General features: G+C 32.1%; 15 protein-coding genes. 4 read left to right on the plus strand and 11 right to left on the minus strand.

What is annotated here, in order from left to right; genetic code table 11:
* From glgD to N4A40_11715, 4 genes are all read right to left on the minus strand, one after another.
* Nucleotides 1-821: glucose-1-phosphate adenylyltransferase subunit GlgD (glgD, locus tag N4A40_11700; protein MCT4662518.1), on the minus strand; the 821-nt coding region annotated here is incomplete at its 3' end.
* The gene (locus N4A40_11705) at nt 814-1,926 is read right to left on the minus strand and encodes a glucose-1-phosphate adenylyltransferase (protein MCT4662519.1); all 1,113 of its coding nucleotides are present in this window, start codon (nt 1,924-1,926) and stop codon (nt 814-816) included. The genes glgD and N4A40_11705, both read right to left, overlap by 8 nt.
* Nucleotides 1,892-3,904: a 1,4-alpha-glucan branching protein GlgB gene (gene glgB, locus N4A40_11710; GenBank protein ID MCT4662520.1), complete on the minus strand. Its 2,013-nt coding sequence runs from the start codon at nt 3,902-3,904 to the stop codon at nt 1,892-1,894. Before glgB ends, N4A40_11705 begins: the two co-directional genes overlap by 35 nt.
* 150 nt (nt 3,905-4,054) lie before the next feature.
* Nucleotides 4,055-6,859, minus strand: coding sequence for an EAL domain-containing protein (locus tag N4A40_11715; GenBank protein MCT4662521.1), 2,805 nt, complete (start codon nt 6,857-6,859; stop codon nt 4,055-4,057).
* A 148-nt stretch (nt 6,860-7,007) separates the two neighbouring features.
* Between N4A40_11715 and N4A40_11720 the strand changes: the two genes are divergently transcribed.
* Complete coding sequence (locus N4A40_11720) at nt 7,008-8,117, plus strand: ABC transporter substrate-binding protein (GenBank protein MCT4662522.1); 1,110 nt, start codon at nt 7,008-7,010, stop codon at nt 8,115-8,117.
* Nucleotides 8,118-8,139: 22 nt separating this feature from the next.
* Nucleotides 8,140-10,083, plus strand: coding sequence for a sensor histidine kinase (locus N4A40_11725; GenBank protein MCT4662523.1), 1,944 nt, complete (start codon nt 8,140-8,142; stop codon nt 10,081-10,083).
* Nucleotides 10,084-10,132: 49 nt separating this feature from the next.
* On the opposite strand, the gene N4A40_11730 is transcribed toward N4A40_11725, so the two are convergent.
* The 7 genes from N4A40_11730 to N4A40_11760 all read right to left on the minus strand — a co-directional run bounded on the left by N4A40_11730 (nt 10,133) and on the right by N4A40_11760 (nt 17,506).
* A complete protein-coding gene (locus N4A40_11730; protein ID MCT4662524.1) occupies nt 10,133-10,852 on the minus strand; it encodes a nucleoside phosphorylase in 720 nt (239 codons plus the stop codon).
* Nucleotides 10,849-12,168 (minus strand): NAD(P)/FAD-dependent oxidoreductase, encoded by a 1,320-nt coding sequence (locus N4A40_11735; protein MCT4662525.1) that lies wholly within the window; start codon nt 12,166-12,168, stop codon nt 10,849-10,851. Before N4A40_11735 ends, N4A40_11730 begins: the two co-directional genes overlap by 4 nt.
* Entirely contained in the window at nt 12,169-13,077 is a 909-nt protein-coding gene (locus tag N4A40_11740) for an ABC transporter permease (protein MCT4662526.1), read from the minus strand.
* Nucleotides 13,077-14,135, minus strand: a complete 1,059-nt coding sequence (locus N4A40_11745; protein ID MCT4662527.1) for an ABC transporter permease — start codon at nt 14,133-14,135, stop codon at nt 13,077-13,079. The genes N4A40_11740 and N4A40_11745 overlap by 1 nt, the downstream gene beginning before the upstream one ends.
* Before the next feature lie 11 nt (nt 14,136-14,146).
* A complete protein-coding gene (locus N4A40_11750) occupies nt 14,147-15,664 on the minus strand; it encodes an ABC transporter ATP-binding protein (GenBank protein MCT4662528.1) in 1,518 nt (505 codons plus the stop codon).
* A 77-nt stretch (nt 15,665-15,741) separates the two neighbouring features.
* Nucleotides 15,742-16,794: a BMP family ABC transporter substrate-binding protein gene (locus N4A40_11755; GenBank protein MCT4662529.1), complete on the minus strand. Its 1,053-nt coding sequence runs from the start codon at nt 16,792-16,794 to the stop codon at nt 15,742-15,744.
* A 43-nt stretch (nt 16,795-16,837) separates the two neighbouring features.
* Complete coding sequence (locus N4A40_11760) at nt 16,838-17,506, minus strand: Crp/Fnr family transcriptional regulator (protein ID MCT4662530.1); 669 nt, start codon at nt 17,504-17,506, stop codon at nt 16,838-16,840.
* Between the two features lie 317 nt (nt 17,507-17,823).
* Here N4A40_11760 and hflK point away from each other — a divergent pair, with 317 nt between their 5' ends.
* Together hflK and N4A40_11770 are read left to right on the plus strand one after the other, a co-directional pair.
* Nucleotides 17,824-18,879, plus strand: a complete 1,056-nt coding sequence (gene hflK, locus N4A40_11765) for an FtsH protease activity modulator HflK (protein MCT4662531.1) — start codon at nt 17,824-17,826, stop codon at nt 18,877-18,879.
* Between the two features lie 2 nt (nt 18,880-18,881).
* Entirely contained in the window at nt 18,882-19,823 is a 942-nt protein-coding gene (locus N4A40_11770) for an SPFH domain-containing protein (GenBank protein MCT4662532.1), read from the plus strand.
* Nucleotides 19,824-19,826: the final 3 nt, after the last annotated feature.

The raw sequence follows: 19,826 nt of genomic DNA on the forward strand, positions 1-19,826 counted from the left end.
GTATATATCTTTCCATTTCTCCCAAATAAGTCATTTGCATTCGCTATGCTTAATAAATCCTTATTTGTATTGTAATAATTCTCTATAGAATTCACGCAAGATAAATACCCTTTAAATGGATATCCCTTTACTTTTAGCTCACCCATTCGGTTAATTATAGCTTCCTTCAAAAAATTGGCATCTCCATGTTGTACTGATTTTTCTATTATTTCAATAAGTTTCTCTCTCTCCATCACATACATTTCGAGTGATATATTGTAGTAACGTTCTTTCCCCATGCTTTTACCCATACTTATAACATTTTGATTATTATCAACTTTTAGAGTATCACACCCCATAAATCTTCCAACATTATTTTCTAATGATTTATACACAACAGTCATGTCCGCTCCGTTTTTCTTATGAGCCTCTACCACTGGTCTTAAATCAATGTTGCAAATCATATAACTTCTTGACATCACAACGTATTTTTGAGATGAATACTTTAAATAATCTAAATGGTTTATGAAATTTTCAAGATCTCCTCTAATAGGCATATTATTTTCAAAAACCCTATCTGGATGGAATAAATAGAGCCCATCTCGTTTTCTATCTAATCCCCAATGTTTACCACTACCTAAGTGTTGTGTTAATGACCTTGTTTTTCCATATGTGTAAATAGAAACATTTTTTATACCACTATTTGTTATATTGCTAAGCATAAAATCTATAACTCTATATCTTCCCAATATAGGCAATGAAGCTGTTGTCCTCGTCATGGTCATTTCCTTAATCCTATCTTCTGGATCTGACAAATTTATTATGCTCATTACATCATTCATTGCATCCACCCCCAAAATTACCTTCAAAAACATCTATATAATTATCATCCCTATCTCCAATTACTTCTCCGCTTCTTACAATTGCGCCTTCTAAAACTATCGTTTTGTAAACTTCTGCTCCATCTTCGATTTTTGCTCCATGCATTATTATAGAACCTTCAACTTTTGCATCGGGGCCAACATATACATCTGGAGAAATAACTGATTTTTTTACTTCGCCCTCTATTACACAGCCTTCATTCAACAATGAATTTTCAACTACACCAGTTGCTGCAACATATTGCGGTGGGCTATTTGGATTTACTGAATAGTTTCTCCAGTGGGCATCATATAAATCAAACGCTCTATCTTCTCTTAATAAATCCATATTCGCTTCCCATAAACTTTCAACTGTTCCAACGTCTTTCCAATATCCATCAAATTCATAAGCTGAAAATTTATAGTCTTCCTTTACCAATTTAGGCATTATATTTTTTCCAAAATCATTACTAGAATTTAATTCGTTCTCATCTTCTATTAATTTATCTCTGAGAACTTTCCAGTTAAATAAATATATCCCCATAGATGCCAAATTACTCTTAGGTTCCTTAGGTTTTTCCTGGAATTCTATGACATTATTTTCATCGTCTATCGCCATTATTCCAAATCTACTTGCCTCTTCCCAAGGTACTTCAAGAACTGATATTGTGACATCTGCATTCTTTGCTTTATGAAAATCAAGCATTTTACTATAATCCATATTGTATATATGATCTCCAGATAGTACTAATACATATTCGGGATCATAATTGTCTATAAATGGAATATTTTCGTAAATTGCATTTGCAGTTCCTTTGTAAAATTGACCTCCACCATCTTTTCTTTTATACGGTGGCAATATCTTTACTCCACCTTCTAAATCCCAAGATGTTCCGATTCCTATATGATCACTAAGTGTAAGTGGCTCATATTGAGTCAATATTCCTACTGTATCTATATCTGAATTAGAACAATTACTTAAAGCAAAGTCTATTATTCTATACTTTCCTGCAAATGTAACGGCTGGCTTAGCTATATTTGCCGTAATTGACTTAAGACGAGTACCTTGACCTCCTGCTAATATCATTGCTATGATTTCTTTTTTTTGTTTTTTCAATACGCTCACCTCTTAGCTTTCTTTTTTTTAATCCCTTTCTCTTCTTATCTCTTCTTTCTTCTTTGAGGTAAATAGTTGCTAGTGGAGGTATTTTCATTTCTATACAATGATAGAAGCCATTGTAATATTCGTTTTTTGACTCTATCAACTCTTCATTTTTGATATCTGAGCCTCCGAATAATTGCCAATCACTATTTAAAACTTCTCTGTAATTTTTTTGATGTGGAATTCCTATCTTATACGTATTATGTACTGCTTGCGTAAAATTCGATACCACAATCACTTCGTGACCGGAACTATCTATTCTTCTAAACGCAAAAACACTATCCTCTGCATTATTGACTTCTAACCATTCAAATCCCTCAAAGGACTGATCTCTTTCAAAAAATGCACCTTCTTTTAAGTAAAATCTATTAAGCTTTTTTACATACTCTTTTAACTCTCTATGTTTGTCATAGTTCAATAAAAACCAGTCTAATTCTCTCTTTTCATCCCATTCTATGAATTGTCCAAATTCATTACCCATAAAATTAAGTTTCTTGCCTGGATGCCCCATCATAAACCCATATAAAAGTCTTAAATTCGCAAATTTTTCCCAATATGTTCCAGGCATTTTGTCTAACATAGATTTTTTTCCATGAACAACTTCATCATGTGAAAATGGGAGTATAAAATTTTCAGAAAAAGCATATGTCATAGAAAATGTCATTAAATTATGCTCATACTTTCTATTTTCTGGTGAAATAGACATGTATTTAAGTACATCATTCATCCACCCCATATTCCATTTGAAATTAAAACCAAGACCTCCCTCATAAGTAGGTGCCGTTACAAGTGGCCATGTAGTAGATTCCTCTGCTATCAATAGCATATTTGGAAATTCTCTGTACAAAAGCTCGCTTAACTCTCTAAAAAATTCAATTGCACCTCTATTTTCATGTGTACCAAATTCATTTAGAACACTATTTAATTCTTTTCCATAATCTAGATATAGCATACATGCAACTGCATCTACTCTCAAACCATCTACATGGTATTCGCTTAACCAATAGTGTGCATTTGACAATAAAAAATTTCTAACCTCTCTTTTTGAGAAATCAAAATATGTCGTTCCCCACTGCTCATTTTCAGCACACTCTCTTCTAGACGGCTCATATACACTTCCGCCATCAAATTTTTTAAGACCATGCTCGTCATTACAAAAATGACCTGGAACCCAATCAAGTATAACTCCTATTCCAAACAAATGGCACTCCTCAACAAAATTCTTAAAATCCTCTGGTGTTCCATACCTGGATGTAATAGCATAATAGCCTGTTGCCTGATACCCCCATGAACCATCAAATGGATGCTCCATTATAGGCATAATTTCAATATGTGTGTATCCCATATCAGCAACATATGGAATTAATTTATCTTTTAAATTACTAAAACTTATCAAATCATCATTTTCCACCTTCCAAGAACCTAAATGTAATTCATATATATTTATTGGTTTATTGTAAGGTCTTCTTTGCATTCTATTTTGCATCCACCATTTATCTTTCCAATGTTTATTGGTTAAATCATAAATCTTAGATGCAGTATTAGGACGCTTTTCAGCACAAAATGCAAAAGGGTCTGCTTTATAAATATAGTTACCTTTTTTTGTTTTTATCTTGTATTTATAAAAATCTCCACCTTTTAAACCTCCAACAAATAGCTGCCAAATCCCTCTTTTGTCAATTTTTTTCATGCAGAAATCTCTTCCATACCAAAAGTTAAAATCTCCTACTACCTCTATCTTCTCAGCATTCGGAGCCCAAACTAAAAATTCAATGCCTTCTATACCCTTATATTTTTTCTTATGGGCGCCGAAATATTTATAAAGCTCATAATCTATACCTTCAAAAAAATTAGAATAAAAGCTAGCTTTCTCTGTTCTCAAGCACATATTTTGCTGAACCATCTTACACCTTCCTTTACTATCTCATCTCGAATCTCATTCTACCCCTTTCTTAAATATGTTTGTTTTTCGTTTAACAAAAAAAAGAACCCACCATGTGGATTCCCATTTTTAAGCATTTTATTCAATAATTATCGTTTTTTCATAATTTTTTTACTTTTTTAACATTTCCTCAATAGTTTCTATATCTACTGGTTTGCTATAATAATACCCTTGTCCGAGCTTACATCCATGATCTAAAAGATATTGTCTCTGCTCTTTAGTTTCTATTCCTTCTGCTATCAAACCAAATTTTAAATTTTGAGACAATCCAATTATAGTATTTACTATTTCCTGATTCTCTTTAACATCCAAATCTATAACAAATCCCTTATCTATCTTTAGCTTTGATATTGGTAAATCTTTCAAATAACTAAGTGAAGAATAGCCCGTTCCAAAATCATCTATCAAAATTGATAACCCATACTCTTTCAATCTATTTAATATCTCTTTAACTGCATTTTTGTCTTCTATAAAACTACTTTCTGTAACCTCAAGATGTATGCATTGTGGTGGTATCTTTGATTTTTTTACAATATCCATAAGGTCATCTATGAAAGATTTTTCAACCAACTGCACTACAGAAACGTTTACACTCAAATCTATCCAAAAACCTGAATCATGCAACCTTTTTAAATCTTCTAATGATTTTATTAAAACCCATTTACCAATTTCTATTATTTTCTTAGTTTCTTCAGCGAGCGGTATAAACTCATCTGGTCTTATCAATCCCTGTGATGGATGATTCCACCGAATTAGCGTTTCTACGCCTTCCCATTTTTCGGATTCTAAATCAACTATAGGCTGATATACTAAACTAAACTCACTTTCTGCTATAGCCTGGTCTAAAGAAGCTATCATTTCCAACCTATTTCTTGCTCTTATATTCATATCCTTACTATAGAACTCGTATCCACCTTTATTTACCTCTTTTGTATGAGACATTGCAGTCAGTGCAAATTTATATAAATCACTTATATTATCAGTATCATATGGGAAAGAACTAACTCCCATACTCGTAGTTATTGTCAAATATCTGTCTTTTACTTGATAAGGTTCCATTAATTCTAAACGTATTTTTTGAATTATATCGATTAATTCAGAAAAATTTTCAGATTTTAATACTAATCCAAACTCATCGCCCTTTAGTTTAAACAAAATCTGACCATAATCTGAATTTTTGAGTCTATTAGATACTTTTTTTATCAATTCATCTCCAATTACATAACCATATCCTTCATTTATTTTTCTAAATTCATCGATTCCTATAACTACTAGAGTCTCACCACTTTTACCATCTTTTGAGCTTTCATTTAAGTAATTTATAAGTGCCGCCTTATTTGGTAGATTAGTTGCAACATCGAAATTTTCCAAGTAGTCTATTTTCTGCTCTCTTTTCTTACGCTTGTCTATTTCTCTTACAAGTATTTCATTCTGTTCACTCATTTTTTGGAAATTTAGTTTTATTTCATTTGCCATGCTTTCAAATGCGTTAGCAAGCTGACCGATTTCATCGCTCGACCTTACATTTAAATTAATCTCGTAATTTTTATTCCTAATATCATCTGTAGCAATTACAAGTTTCCTAAGCCCGCTAGTTATCTTAGTATTGTAAGCTATTATTGCCAAAATCAATGTAATAATTATCATAGCCATATAAACACTAAGTTTAGTTATGGCATCATTCATTTGCGTCATAGCTTCTTCTTCAGTCTTGAAGTAAACACTATACAATTCTTTTTCGGGTATGACAAATGACAAATACCAATATTCATCAAAAAAACCATCATTAGAAGTCCAGCTTCTATATATCTTCATGGGTTCCTTGAATACTATATATCGTTCACCATTTATCTCTAAAGTAATTTCTCTATTCTCCTTTAATATTTCTGAATACAATTCCTTCACCGAATAATATTCACTCTGTGATATATATCGCTCCAAAATCGAATATCCTTCATCTCTATTTATCGTACTATCACTTACATTGCCAAGGCCTAATATCTCGGCTCCTCTATCTGCTAAAGCAAATACGTTTCCATTAGATTGCATTAAAAACGCGAAACCATTAGAACCTAATTTAACTTTTTCAATCTCTGAAACAATCTCTTCTATTGACACATCTGTACTTACTACTCCTTTAACCTTATTTTGATTTTTTTCAAAAATAGGTTGAGTATATGTAAGAACTATTTCTCCAGTCACCCCATCTTGAACAGGCGCAGTAACTCTTCCATAATCAATGTTTTCTTCACCATTGATTTGTTTTTTATGTTCCCAGTCCTCTATGAGCCCTGGATTAAAAGTGTCCCAAATAGGAACATCATTTAGTTCTGGATATACACTAAACACGTTTTCTCCAATATTTGACCACGGTGCCATTCTAACTATCGCTCGCTCTTTTCCGCCTTGAAAATAAACTTGTATTTTTTCAAATCCATTATCGCTAAACGATGGCAACACATGATTTAAAAATTTTGTACTCTGCAAAAGTTTCAACGGCTCTTCCTTTATTTTATTATCATTATCTAGCAAATATCCTTGAACAAATACTGCCGTTGATTCAGAATCTTCATTTTGATACCAATCTCCACTAAAAATCAAGTTTTCAATATCTACATTTTCAAACTCTTCGCTGTAGATAAATTCTTCTGTAAGTTGTTTCAATATGAGTAATTCTTTGTTTACTCCTTCTATATAGTTTTTTATATTTTCTTCTATTGACTCTATATAATTTCCGTAGTATTCATGACTAAGGTCTAGAACCTCATCTTCTATAATTTCAAGAGTATTATCATTTAAGGTTCTAACGCTACTATACATTATTGCTCCTAGTACTATTATTGCTACAACTATTGCAGTCAAGGTCATAAATGTTATTTTTATACTTATGCTACTCTTAAAACCTATTTTTTTCATGTATCGACACCTCACTTCCTGATAAACTTTTATTACCCTAATATCTATCAAATTCATCAAATTAATATCGCGTATTCACATTCATCTAGGGTATATTAATTATATAGTAATTTACGCGATATATATTTTTAAAGGAGGCTGATTTGTTTTGAAAATTTCAAAGGTATTTCTATTAGTATCTTTAGTGTTTCTTCTTTCTGGGTGCCAAGAGAAAACTCTAGAAGTAGGTTTTTCTGGTAGCTTAACTGGAAATGGTTCCGAACTTGGAGTAGCTGCTAGAAATGGTTTCAATTTAGCAATTGATGAAATAAATGAAGATGGCGGTATAAATGGACATATACTAGTCCCCATAATAAAAGACGATGAAAGTAATATTGACACAGCAAAAAAAATTGGGCAATCCTTTATAGATGAAAATGTAAATTATGTAATAGGTTTTTTGACAAGCAATATGACCCCCGCTATAGAAGAAACTATGAGTAAGTCTAATATTTTGTTCATAAGCCCGACAATAAGTACTCCACAAATGAGCAATATTGATGATCAGTTTTTACGCGTGATGGAGGCTAATGATCATCAAGCAATTGCATTAGCTGAACTATCTTTTGATTATGAAAAAATAGATAATATAGCAGTTGTAATTGACGATTCTAACGCTCGATACACTAGGCCTATACATGAACTATTTGAAAAAACATTTGTGGGAAAAGGTGGCAATATAAAATTTTTCAAAGCATTTGAAAGTGAAAACTTAGATGCTTCAGCACTAGCAGATGAGATAAAAGCATCTGGCTCTAAGGGTATAGTCTTAGTAGCCAACTCTATAGACTCTGCAAATATTTTGCAGCAGCTTTACAAAATAGACTATAAAATCCCTAGTTTTTTAGCTGGTTGGGCTAACACAAATGATTTCATATATCACGGTGGATTAGCTGCTGAAGGGGCTTACACTTCTAGTGTATTTGATGCAGATAGTGATAAGCCTAAATACTTGGATTTTGTGAAGCGTTATCAAAACAAATACGGAGAAGAACCTTCGTTTTCTTCTCATTTTGCATATGATTCTCTCATGATGCTTACTAAAGGTATGGAATCTTCGAATTCATTTGATCCTGTAGATATAAAAAATGAAATTATAAAAATTAGAGATTTTGAAGGTATACAATCTTCATTTACAATAAATGAATTTGGCGATGTGATAAGAGAAAACTTTAGATATAGAGTTGAAAATGGAACGTTTAATGAAATAGATTATTAATTAGTATTTTCGGGAGGTATTTATGAAAAAATACAATCAAAATTTAAAATCCAGCTTAATAATATCTTCGTCAGGAATGCTAATTGTAACTATACTTGCGCTCAATATCATTTTGGCATTTATATTCTATCAATATATAGAGCACGATATTTTGCAAAAAAATAATGCTCTTGTTAATTCTGTAAAACATGAGGTTTCTTCATTTTTTAAGAAACCTCAACAGAGTATACTGAGAATTGATGATTTAATCACGAATAGAAACGTAACTATTAATGACATACAAGAAGTTCTAGACAATTCACTCAAATATTCTGATGTCTTTTCAAATTTTTTCTTATTGGATTCTACAGGAAATGTCTTAGTTACTTCTCCAAGTGATTCTGATGCTATTGGCACAGATCATTCTCTTTACCCATACTTCAAAAATGTCTCAGACTCTGCACCACTTTATTGGTCAAAAGCTTTTTTTACCTATAATTCTAAAAAACCACTGGTATCAATAAGTTTAAAAAATAAAAATAAGATTTTAGTTGGAATAATTAATTTAGATGCACTCGGTTCTTTAGTTCAAGAATTAGATTTAGGAAAAAACAACTATATAACTATAATCGACTCCACCGGAACATATATAGCTCATTCTGATATGAAAAATGTATATCAAAGAGGAAAAGATCCATTTTACAAAGAACTTAGTGATTCTAAACCTAATGAGTTCAATCGGATAGTTTATAATGGACAAACTATGATTCCAAGTATTGCTAAAGAAGAAGATCAAAATTGGTCTGTAGTAATTTACCAATCGTATTCAGAACTTATTTCTCCAATATTTCAGTTTATAACGACCTCTTTTATTTTAACTATTTTATTATTAATATTTTCCTCTATAATATCGTATAGGCGTGTCTACTTACTGACAAATTCAATAGATATGTTCATAGCTCAATCTAATGAAGTCTCTGAAGGTAACTATAATTTTACTTTAGAAGAATTCCCTTATTCAGAGCTAAATGTACTCAAAAATTCATTTTCAACAATGGCTTCAAATTTACAAAAACGTGAATTAGCTTTGAAAAAAAATGAGCAAAAAATAAAAGACATAAACGAATCTTTAGAAATTGAAATAGAGAAAAGAACTTTAGATTTAGAAATATCAAATAGGAATTTATCTAATTCTCTTAAACAATTGAAATCAGTTCAAGAACGCTTAATTCAAAATGAGAAATTAGCAGCTCTTGGCGAATTAATAACAGGAATTGCTCATGAATTAAATACTCCAATAGGTGTTTCGATTACCACTGTTTCATACTTAGACATGAAAAGAAAGGAATTAGAAGATGCAATTTTAAAAAATCATCTTAGAAAAAGCCAATTGTCAAAATTTTTATCTATTAACAAAACTTCTTTACAAACTTTAGAACTAAACTTGAGAAAGTCTTCAGACCTCATAGAATTATTTAAGCAACTTTCTACAACCCCTGACAATTCAGATTTTAAAAAATTTAATATATCGGTCGAATTACAAACTATATATTCAAACTTAAAAAATCAACTTTCACAAAACAATATAATATTTAATATAGATTGTTTTGACCACATAGAAATATTGAGCTACAAGCATTCTTTCAATCAAGTCGTTTTACAACTTATTCACAATGCTATGGCACATGCATTTGAATCTCCATTTTCAAAAACTGAAAAAAGAATAGATATAGTTGCTAAAATTGAAAATGACAAATTATTACTGACAATATCTGATAATGGAATAGGATTAGCTCCTAATGTTTTAAATCAAGTCCTCAATCCATTTTTCACAACAGCTCGAGGTCGTGGTTTTAGTGGACTAGGGCTTAATATTTGCTACAACATTGTATCTACAAATTTAAGCGGTGAGATGAATATATCAAGTGAAAAAGCAATTGGGACAACAATAACATTGAATATCCCTATAAATTTAACTTCACTATAAAAAGGTTTTCTCAAATAGATAAATATTTCTATTTAAGAAAACCTTTTTACTATATTCTAATCAACGCTTCAAGAGCTATTTCAATTTCTCTACGTTCTCCTTCACTCGCTAAATCACTTTCATCAACATATTCATTTATTCCTTCTCTAACATCTGACTCATAAAGTACTACATTATTTAATACTGATGCTACTTTTACACCTCGAATATATCCGATTGTGTAAAGTGCTGCAGTTTCCATATCTGACCCAAGTATCCCTTTTTGATTCCAATAAGCCATTCTTTCTAACTCGTCATCTACATAAAATGAGTCGTGACTTCTCGTCATTCCAATTTTATATCTATATGACTTTTCTGTTGCAACTTTTTCAAGTAACTTTATAAGTTCGAAATCTGCAGCTGCTGGCATGCTCTTATCCACATACATCTGTGAAGCTCCATCTTCCCTTACTGAAGATGATGATATTATTAAGTCTCCAATATTTATGTCACTTTGTATTGCTCCTGCACTTCCTATTCTAACAAAAAACTTGCCGCCACAAGCTATTAGTTCTTCAAGCGCTATTGCCGCCGAAGCACCTCCAATCCCTGTAGATGTAACTGTAATTTCAAAACCTTTGTATTTTCCTATAATAGTCTTAAATTCCCTGTTATACGCTATCTCTCTTACATTATCTAAAAAGTTTGCAACACGATCAACCCTTTTAGGATCTCCTGGTAACATAACTCTTTCACTTACTCTTTCACATAATATATGTGGCTGAATCATCGACTCACCCCTTCTCTTTTTATCGCACATTCTAAAAAACTTTCTCCTATTGTTGGATGAATCCACAATTTTTCTTTAAACTTATCTAACGAAAGCCCTTCATCTATCCAAAGTGACACTTGCCCCATGTAATCACTTGCAAATAACCCCGACATCCAAGCACCTTTTACTATACTTCCATCCAATACTAATTTAAGTTTTCCTTTTACTCCACTTCTGATTGTTTCGTTAAAGTCAATACTCACACTATGACTATTTTCATGTTGATTTTCTTGCCAGCCCGCACCTGCAAGTTCAGGTATCGTAAACATAGCGCATGGAAGTGTTTCATATTCAAATTTAATTTTGCCACTATTCCAAAGATAATCCGAAAGCATAATTGCCTGTTGTATAGCTATGTGAGCCATTCCATGCCTTCCGTTAATATCTCCAATTGCAAATATATTTTTTATACTAGTTTCTAGATTTTTATCTGTTTTTATAAAACCATTTTCCAAATCTAAATCAACGCCATTACATTTAGGTATATTAGGCGTTCTAATTCCTGTGATTAATATCTTATTTGTCTCTATAATTTTTCCCGAATCTAAAGTTATTAAAACCCTATCTGCCTTTCTTTCAATCGATTTAGCTCTCGTATTTAGTAATAACTCCACGTCATTTTTCAAAAGTTCATTTTCTATAGGATTAACTAAATCTCTGTCATTTCCCTTTAATATATGATCTTCTTGTTCTATAACTTTGACTTTTACTCCCATCGTACTAAACATAGACGCAAATTCTATTCCCTCTACATTTGCACCTAATATAACTATCTCTTCTGGCAATTTAGCTAGCTTCAATGCCCCTGCATGACTCAATATCGCCGACTCATCTATTTCTGACCAAGAGCTAAGTGTTGACGCCTTCGTTCCAGTTGCCAATATAATTCTCTCGCCTTCTAATAAAGTATCATCAACTTTAACTTTATTCCCACCAACTAATTCAGCTTCTCCAAAAATCATATCAATTCTAGTATTGTCTAAACGTTTTTTTAATTCCTCATCAATTAAATTAGCTTTTTGTTTTCCGGATTTAAAAAGCTTTTCTCCATCTATTTCGAAATTTGATGTATACTTCTCAAAACTATTTAAAAATCGTTTATAAACCTTCAAATTTTCTAGATGTCTTTTTACTGGAAGACAACCAGTAGCAAAAGCTGTTCCTCCAACTACGTCTCTCTCTATAAGCGCCACTCTTTTCCCCATACGTTCTGATGCTATGGCAAAATAATATCCTGCAGCACCAGACCCAATAATAATTGCATCGTATCTCATTTAGCTAACCTTCCTTTTTTGCCAAAGTTTTTTCTTCGCCACTATATATAGAACTACCACTGTAGCTAAATAAGGAATCATAGCTGTAAATTGAGATGGTATACCAAGCGTTTGCATTCTGATACCCAATGCATCAAAAAATCCAAATAGCAATGATGCTCCATAGACTTTTACTGGATTAGATGCTCCAAATATAATGGCTGCAAGTGAAATAAATCCTTTCCCCGCACTCATGTTTTCTGTAAATAATGTCAAATATCCTAATGACAAATGCGCTCCTGCAACTCCACAAAAAGCTCCACACATAATAGATGCAAAATATTTGACTTTTTTCGGCTTAATACCAGCTGTTTCAAGTGCCTCTTCATGCTCGCCTACGCCCCTTAACCAATACCCATATGGCGTTTTATACAAGAATACATATACTAATATTATCAATATCCAGCTTATATATACAAATATTGAATGATTATTAAATATAGTATCCAAAAATTCAACTTTATCTAAAAATGGTAAACTTACATCTGGAAGTGGCATTATATCTGGTGACGAAAATGCACCCTTTACGCCAAATATGCTTCGCAATAGAAATACAGTTAAGCCTCCTGCAAAAATATTTATAGCAATTCCAATTATAAATTCATCTGACTTTAATTCTATAACAAATACACCAAATAAAAGTCCCATAATAATTCCCGCAACAACTCCAAATACTACACCCATTAGAGCTGATTGGAATAAATAGCTTCCAAGAACAGCAAAAAATGCTCCAATCAATATCATGCCTTCCATTCCTATATTTAAAATACCAGCATGCATCGTAAGAAGTCCACCTAAAGCAGCAAGTACTAGTGGCGTTGCTGTTCTTATCGTATTTTGCAAAAGTGCAAGATTAAATATATCTCCCATTAGCTCACCATCTTTCTTTTAGTTAATTTTCTTCTTTTAAGTATTTTTTTAAACCCATCTTCTCCTGCAATAAATAATATTATTACAGACTGAATAACCAATACCAATTCAGCTGGAACTCCTGTTGTTATTTCCATAGCATTCGAACCAGTTTTTAGTATTGCAAAGAAACCTGACATCAAAACTATGCCTATAGGATTGTTCTTTACTATAAGTGCTATTAGCATACCATCAAAAGCCAATCCTTTTGATATGTTTTGCAAAAATCTATAGTGTGTTCCATAAACTTCAAATGCCCCTGCAACACCACAAAGTCCACCCGATGCAAGCATAGCCCCCATCATGTATTTCTTATTGTTCAATCCCGAATACTTTGCAAAAGTACCATTTTCACCAACTATTTTCAAATTATAACCTACTGAAGTTTTTGTCATAAGATAGTAAATTCCAAGAGCTATTATTGCTGTATAAAAAATACTTGTATTAAGTTTACTAAGTGATACTAATTTAGGAAATTTAAATATCTCTGCAATCATATTTGTACCACCCATTTTACCTTGATCTGCCGCAAATGGATAGTTGACCAAATAGCTAGTAAACATTATTGCTATACTATTAAACATTATTGTAGTTATTACTTCATCTATATTGTGCTTAACTTTTAAATATCCTGGTATAAAAGCATACAGCGCTCCTACTACAAATGCTGCAAGTATCGCTAGTGCTATACCCGCAAATGCTGGTAAGTTCGTAAATGTAAATCCAACATAAGCAGCTGCAAAAGCACCCATATAAAGCTGACCTTCTCCACCAATGTTAAATATACCACTTTTAAAAGAGAGTGCTGTCGCAAGCCCTGTAACTATAAGTGGTACAGTTTTTGATAGAGTAGTTGCAATAACTCTTTTTGATCCTAGAGCCCCTTTCAATAGCGCACCATATCCATCTAATGGATTTTTCCCATTTAGAAGCATTATAACTGCTCCTATTAAAAGCGCTAAAAATATAGCTAGGAATAATGAACTCAAATACTCCATATTTTCTTTTAATCTCTTCACATTTTCACCCCTTATCTTTTTCCTGTCATATAATATCCGATATCTTGCTTAGTTATTTCTCCTGAATTAAACTCTCCAGTAATCTCACCTTCGTAAAGAGTAATCATTCTATCAGATAATCTAAATATCTCATCAAGTTCTGCTGAAACCAAAATTATCGCACAGCCTTCATTTCTCTTTTTTATAATCTGCTCATGTATAAATTCTATAGCTCCTATATCCACTCCACGAGTTGGCTGTGATATAAGTAGTATTGGTGTGTCAAATGAAAATTCTCTTGCGATAACTACTTTTTGCATATTACCTCCTGAAAGAGAACCTACAGCTACTTCTTCTGATGCTGTTCTTACATCGAATTTTTCTATTAGTTTTTTTGCATATGATTTGATTTCTTTTCTTTTTAAGTGAATCTTCTTTGATGCAAATTTTTCATCGTATTGTGAACCCATAAGTATATTGTCTTCTATTGATGAATCCTTACTTACCCCTGTCACCAATCTATCTTCTGGTATATGTGATACTCCCATTGCTCTTATGGCTTTAGGTGTTTTATTTGTTGCATCTGCATTTAAGTAATAATACTGTCCCGATTCAGCCACTCTCATTCCAGCAAGAGCTTCAATTAGCTCACTTTGTCCATTACCTTCAATTCCGGCAACTCCTAATATTTCACCACTTCTAACTTTCAAACTAATTCCTTTTAATGCATCAAATCTTCTGTTATCTTTTACCCACAGTTCTTTGACATCAATTGCTACTTCGCCCATTTCTCCAGTTTTATCTAACTTATCAAATAAAACCTCTCTGCCAACCATCATCTCCGCCAATATTTTTTCACTAACATCTTTAGTTTCTTCTACTCCAATTAACTTACCTGCTCTCATTACGCCTACTCTATCAGAAATCTCAATTACTTCATTCAATTTATGAGTTATTATTATAACTGTCATTTCTTTTTCCTTGACTAATTTTCTTATGACCTTAAATAAATCTTGAGTTTCTTGTGGAGTCAATACCGCTGTTGGTTCATCAAGTATAAGTATTTCAGCTCCTCTGTAAAGTGTTTTCAATATTTCAACTCTTTGCTGAACCCCTACCGATGTATCCTCTATCTTAATATCTGGATCTACCTCTAACCCATACTCTATTGATAGTTCCTTAACCGTCCTGCTACAAGTCTCTCCGTCAATAAATACTTTCTTCTTTCTTATCTCGCTTCCAAGTACAATATTTTCTGCTATAGTGAAACTTGGTATCATCATAAAATGTTGGTGTACCATGCCTATTCCTTGTTCTATAGCTGTTGCTGGATTAAATTTAGTCACCTGCTTTCCTTTAATCCAAACCTCTCCACTAGTAGGTTCGTGTAATCCATACATGGTTTTCATAAGTGTAGATTTCCCAGCACCATTTTCTCCAACAATGGCATATATCTCACCTTTATTTATTTCAAGTGATATATCATCATTAGCCAAAACGCCTGGAAATTGTTTTGAAACATTTTTTAACCGAATAATTGATTCAGCCATTACACATGCCCCTTTCTATCCCTTCTATAGTAAAAAAAATAAGAAGAAGAACTAGTCTTCTTCTCATCTGAAAATCTTTAAGCTTCTGGTACTTCTATTTCTCCAGCTATGATTTTGTCATTTAATTCTTTAATCTTAGCTTGAATTTCATCGCTTACCAATTGCTTCATAGACTCATCTCCATAAGACATTCTAACACCATTTTCTTTTGCACCGTATTTATATACCTTACCAGATTCAAAATTTCCATCTTCCATACGCTGAACTGATTCGTAAATTGAAAGACTTACGCCTTTTATCATAGAACCTACAATAACATCTGGGTTTATAAATCTCTGATCTGAGTCAACACCTATAGCAAACTTATTTACATCTTTTCCAGCTTCAAATACCCCTTCACCAGTTTTTCCAGCAACTTGGAATATTATATCTACACCCTTAGAATATAGTGCTAATGCACTTTCTTTTCCCTTAGCTGGATCTTCAAAATCTCCAGCAAAAATAGTTTCTACTTCAATTTCTGGGTTGACATATTTTGCTCCTGCTTCATATCCTACTTGAAAATTTCTAATAACTGGAATATCCATTCCGCCTACCATACCTACTTTACCTGATTCTGTCATCATAGCAGCAAGTGCTCCTGCTAAGAATGAACCTTCATTTTCCATATAGTCAATGCAAGTAATATTGTCTACACCCTCAACAACATTATCAATATAAATATACTTTTTATCAGCAAATTCTTTTGCAACTTCTTGAATTACATCGTAAAACTCAAATCCCACTACAACTACTGCATCACTCATCTCTGATGCCTGAATCAATTGCTCAGTATAAAGTGTTGGATCGTTTTTACATTCTAAAACAACACCAGTTACTCCAAAATCTTTCTTTATCATTTCCATTCCTTCATTGCTTGAATCATAGAATGAACGATCACCAAGTCCTCCAGCAACAACCAATGCTACCTTTAGTGCTTCTTCTGACTTCTCTACTTTAGCTTCTTCTTTTGATTCCACCTTTGTTGTCTCTTCTTTAGCCTCTTCCTTAGGTGCATTTGTGCCACAACCTACTAAGGCAAAACTCATAACTAATACCATACTTAAAATTAATGCTAATTTCTTTTTCATTTTGCATCCTCCCTCTTATATCCTCTATCTCAAGCCCTCAAGCTTAAAATCTTTCACATTCTCGAATCTCTTCAAGTGCATTCAAGTCAATTATCCTTATCATCTCTCCACTAGTTTCAATATAACCCTCATCACTAAGTTCTTTTAGTATTCGGTTTATACTTCTTTTGGTGACAACAAACCTTTGACTTAGCAAATTTTTATTCATAGAAAAAGTTTTTATAGTTTCTCCAGCACATTCAAATTCGAATATCAGATAATCACATATTCTAAATTTAAGTGAATACAAAGTATCCTCTATAGCTTTTTTAGACAATTCATAAGTAGTTTCACAAAGACTTCTAAGCAAATAATGAGTAATTCTGATGTCCTCACTAACCCATTTTTCAAATACTCTTTTGCTGAGCCTTATAAGTTTTACTTTTGTAAGAGCCCTTACTTCACAAATAAAGGGTCTCTGACTGAAAATTTCAAGTTCACCAAAATAACTTCCAACACCATAAACTGACTGTGAGTAAGTCTTGCCTTTTTCTGATGTATGATATATATTAGTTTGCCCTTCTATTAATATATAAAAAAACGGATAAATCTCATGCGATTTACATATGATATCGTTTTCCTCATACTCTATTTCTTCCCACTGTCCACATTCCCAAGGCTTAGATTTTTTAACTATATCAAAAATACTTTCTTCATCAAAGCTTGTTTTCAAAACCCTTCCTCCTAATAGCATTATACTTTTTCAAAATAAAAACTTTAAGGACATATGTCCCACAATTATAATAACACTTATCTCACAAAAAAACTATGCCTCAGCTCTCTTTTTATGAATTTCTAACACCTGACAAGACAGCTGACTACACTTTCTTTATTTCCTATATTTAAGACTCAATTAAGATTTGTGCGTTATCTTAGATTTACCCCTAATAATCTATTTCACTTATTAATATTTAGTGATAGATTTCATTTACACAAGTGTATTATATATAATATACTAATATTTGTTACAAAAAGATAAGGAGGAATACTATGGATACAAAAAATGAAATACCAGAAGCGGAATTTACTAGAGAGTCTACCAAATCAAAGACATTCAATTTCAAATTCCCCAAAATTGGAATTGGAATAATATTAATCATCATAATTGGGTTTTTAACAATATCCGGAGGCTTTTACAGACTTGATTCTGGTTATGCAGGTGTAATTACTCGATTTGGTCAGGTTACTAGAATTGAAACTGAGGAGGGATTTAAATTCAAAATTCCATACATCGAAGATGTCTATAAAGTCAATATGGAGCAACGTCATAAATTAGAATATGGTTATAGAACTGCTAAAGAAGGTAGTTCCACAAATTCACCTGAATATCAATCTTACGATGCAGAATCTTTAGTTATAGTAGATGCTGCTGGTGACAATAGTTCTCTAATATTAACTCAACTTATAATCACTTACAAAGTAAGTGAACCCGATAATTATCTTTTTAATGTTGATGATGTAGATGGATCTATCCATATCGCTTTAGAATCAGTTCTTCGTGACACTGTAGCTAAACATTCTCGTGATGAAGCCTTGCTTCAAAAACAAATTATCGATTCAGAAATCATGCCGGCACTACAAAAAAAATTAAACTCATATGAAATTGGAGTTAATATAACTGAAGTAAAAACTCAAAACAACAAATTATTGCCTTCTGTTGAAGAAGCTTATAAACGAGTTGAACAATCAAATCAAACAAAAAATTCAAAATTAGAACAAGCACAAAAATATAGAAACACTGTGATTCCAGCTGCTGAAGCAGAAGCTGCAAGTATATTAGAACAAGCTAAGGCTTATAAAGCTGATGTTTTATCCATGGCCAATTCAGAAATCGCACAATTTAATGCACTTTATGAGGAATATCAAAAAAACCCTAAAGTAGTAAAAGAAAGATACTATATTCAAACTATGCAGGAATTTCTATCTAATAACAAAATAATTTTAGATGGAACATCTAGCGGAGATATATACAAGTTTTACAATATGGAACATGGAAATTCAATAAATCCCAAAGTAAAAGAATCTATAATAAAAGGAGATGATTAATTATGAAAAAGTTTGGTAAATTAGGCTTATCTTTAGGTATACTAGGCGCATTATTTATATTCTTTTCTATGTTCACATTTATTATAGAAGAGGACGAAGTCGCTGTTAAAAAGCGCCTTGGGAAAATAACTGATGCATATATCGACTCTCCTTCAGATCTAGACAAAGTTTCATCTGATTTAGAAAAAAGAAATTATGGATCAATAAATGTCAGCGCTGACAAGGGACTTCATTTCAAAGTTCCCTTTATCGATACTGTAACTAAATACTCGTCTAAATACATTACTTATATTTCTACTACTGAAACTATAAACACAAAAGACAAGAGAAAAATTGATATTCAAATGTTTGCACAATACAAGGTTTTAAACCCCGTATTTGTCAATGTAACATTTGCAGGTAGAACTAGTACTGTTAAATCACTTGTAGATGATAGGGTACCTCCTCTTATAGTTCAAGCAGGTAACTCTCTTAATTTCCCTGATTTCTTTAAAACAGATATAGTTGGACCTCTTATCTCTGAGAAAAGAGATATATTGAATGATGAATTGTCTCTAAATTATGGAATATATGTAGCTGATTTGGGAATACACCGAAAGAATTTTCCAACATCAAATATTGCCAGTATTGAAGATAAAATGACTGAAGAAATTTTAAAACAAAGTGAACAATTGATAGCTGTCGGTGAGTCAGAATACAAAAAATCAGTGGCAGAAACTGATCGATTCAAAGCAGAAAAAGTAGCAAAAGCAAGACAGGAAGCAGCTCAAATCAAAGCTGATGCCGATAAAGATGCTCTAGAAATCTATCAAAATTCACTTAGTAAAGACATCGCCTTTTACGAATTCATCAAAAGAATGGAAACATATAGAAATATTAAAGACACAACAATCTTTTTAGACAGTTCAAATGATTTCTTAAAAAATATAAATGGATATAAATAAAAA

It is taken from the genome of Tissierellales bacterium (assembly GCA_025210965.1).
Classification (GTDB): Bacteria; Bacillota; Clostridia; order Tissierellales; family JAOAQY01; genus JAOAQY01.